3 protein-coding genes are annotated in these 2,318 nt (G+C 65.4%); 2 read left to right on the top strand and 1 reads right to left on the bottom strand.

Annotated elements, in window-relative coordinates; genetic code table 11:
- Positions 1-335 precede the first annotated feature (335 nt).
- Entirely contained in the window at positions 336-794 is a 459-nt protein-coding gene (locus VFA16_RS12580; RefSeq protein ID WP_324968129.1) for an MSMEG_6728 family protein, read from the bottom strand.
- A 140-nt stretch (positions 795-934) separates the two neighbouring features.
- Between VFA16_RS12580 and VFA16_RS12585 the strand changes: the two genes are divergently transcribed.
- Together VFA16_RS12585 and VFA16_RS12590 are read left to right on the top strand one after the other, a co-directional pair.
- Positions 935-1,768: a hypothetical protein gene (locus tag VFA16_RS12585; protein WP_324968130.1), complete on the top strand. Its 834-nt coding sequence runs from the start codon at positions 935-937 to the stop codon at positions 1,766-1,768.
- A 45-nt stretch (positions 1,769-1,813) separates the two neighbouring features.
- Positions 1,814-2,318 (top strand): Ku protein (locus VFA16_RS12590; protein ID WP_324968131.1); only part of this gene is annotated, 505 nt, incomplete at its 3' end.

The raw sequence follows: 2,318 nt of genomic DNA on the forward strand, positions 1-2,318 counted from the left end.
ATCACTGTGGTGTCCGCAGCCTCTGCGCTCACCGCTGCCTTTCTCGCCACGCAGGTCGACCGAGTAGGCGAACACGGGTAGCCGCCAGATGAGGGCTCGGACGGTCGTGACAACTCGCCAGGGTCCATCAGCCACTCGTAATGAGTAACGTCTGCTGCTCGGAAGCGACCAGTGTCAGCGCAGGCAGCTTCGAGATAAGAGCGGTCGTGCCGCCGTCATAGGGGTCGCGCACAGCGGTACAGGTGGTCGAAATCCTCCAGCGCCCCGAACTCGTAGGCCTGCCGCAGGTAAGGGTCCGGTTCATTACGACGCAACCGGATTGATCACGCGAGCGTTCAGGAGGGGTTGGTGGGCCAGAAGTAGGGCAGCGCGCGATCAGCATCAGGGAACAGCGGCTGGTAGTAAGCCGGATCCTTGCGCACCAATGCTGCTTGATGGCTGCGGTGCAGACGCCCGTCGCCCAGCCAGTCCGGCAACTTGCCGAGCCGTGCCAGCTCTGCTTGGCCGCGTGGTGGTAGCAGACCGACCTCGGCGAGATCGGCCCGGATGGTCACCGCGCAGGTGTCGGCGCATCCGCGGCGCAGCCACTCGTCGCACATCGCGAGGCCGTAAGCCGCAACGGCTTCCGGGTAATCCATCCACATCCGCACCGCGGGATGGTGTTTCCAGCCATACGTCGGCCGGGTGACTGCCCGCAAGATCTGGAGAGCTTCGACGCGCTGCTTGCCCAGCCGCCGGCCGTCCAGTACCGCAGCGCTGGCGGCGAAATCGGGATAGGGCAGGAAGGTCTGCACAGCTGAAGGCTTCCCTGAATCATGGCCAACTATCCGGGGGACAGCCCCAGCGCGTGATGACCCATCACAGGTCAGTCATCACCATCCTGAGAAGGGAATTCGGGGCCGTAGACTGGCCTGCGCGGCGAAAGTGAGTTGGGGTGGATTTCGAGTCGGTGGCCGACAAGCTGTATGCGCTGCCGCGCGACGAATTTACCGCCGCCCGCAACGCGGCCGCCAAACAGGCCCGCGAACAGGGTGACCGCGAGCTGGCCGACCAGATTGCGGTGCTGCGCCGGCCATCCACGGCGGCGTGGGTGGCCAACCTGCTCGCCCGGGAGCAGCCCGACGAGATTCGCGCTCTGGTGAAGCTGGGTGATGGGTTGCGTGCGGCGCAGCAACGGTTGCAGGGTGACGAGTTGCGGCGACTGTCGGCGCAGCGTCGCCAGCTGGTACACGGCCTTGTTCAACAGGCACAGGGGCTGGCTCGCGCGGCTGGGCATCCAACGAGCGAAGCGGTCAGCCGTGAGTTGAGCGATACCTTCACAGCTGCGGTGAACAGCTCGGCTGCGGCGCGGGCCCTGGCCGGCGGACGCCTGACGTCGGCGTTGAATCCTGCCGACGCCGCCACCGAACTGTTCGCCGCAGCCGCGACGGCTATCCCCGGCGTGCAGGACGGCGGCCGCACGCATGGTGGGAATGAGCTGCTGCGCCAGAACTTGGACCGCGCGCGCCAGGAGGCAACCCACGCCGACGTCGCCCGAGATGCGGCGCAGCGTGAGCTGGCTGGCGCCGACCAGTCCGCGCAGGACGCAGCCATGGAGGTGCAGGAATTACGTGCGCGCCTTGACGAGGCGGAGCGCACCGAACACGAAACGCGCCGCCGGGCACTGTCGGCGCGGCGAGATTTTGAATCGGCTGACCGCGCAGCTCGGGACGCGTGGCGCCGGGTACACGATCTCCAACGCCAGTTGGCCCAGCATGGCAACGGGTGAGAAACGGAATGAACAGGGTACTCAGTTGCGAGGAGGTGAAGCTCGATGGCACGGGCTATCTGGAGCGGGTCAATTAACTTCGGGTTGGTTTCCATCCCGATCGCTATGTACAGCGCCACCGAAGATCACACCGTCCACTTTCATCAGTTCCAGCGCGGCACCGCCGACCGCATTCGTTACCAGCGGATCAACGAGCGGACCGGCAAGGAAGTCGACTACGCCGACATTGTCAAAGGCGCAGAAGTCGGCGGCGGGGACTATGTCATCGTGGAGCCGGAGGAGCTGGATGCCATCGCTCCTGGCCGGTCGCGCACTCTCGATATCACCCGCTTCGTCGACCTGAACGAGATCGATCCGGTCTACTTTCAGAAGACCTACTGGCTCGCCCCCACCAGCGAGGAATACACCCGGCCTTACGCTCTGCTACGCGAAGCCATGGCGCGGACCAACCGCGCCGGCATCGCCACTTTCGTCATGCGCGGAAAGGAATACCTCGCGGCGCTGCGTGCCGACGATGGTGCGTTGGCGCTGCATACTTTGTTCTTCGCCG

It is taken from the genome of Mycobacterium sp., assembly GCF_035653355.1.
Taxonomy (GTDB): Bacteria; Actinomycetota; Actinomycetes; order Mycobacteriales; family Mycobacteriaceae; genus Mycobacterium.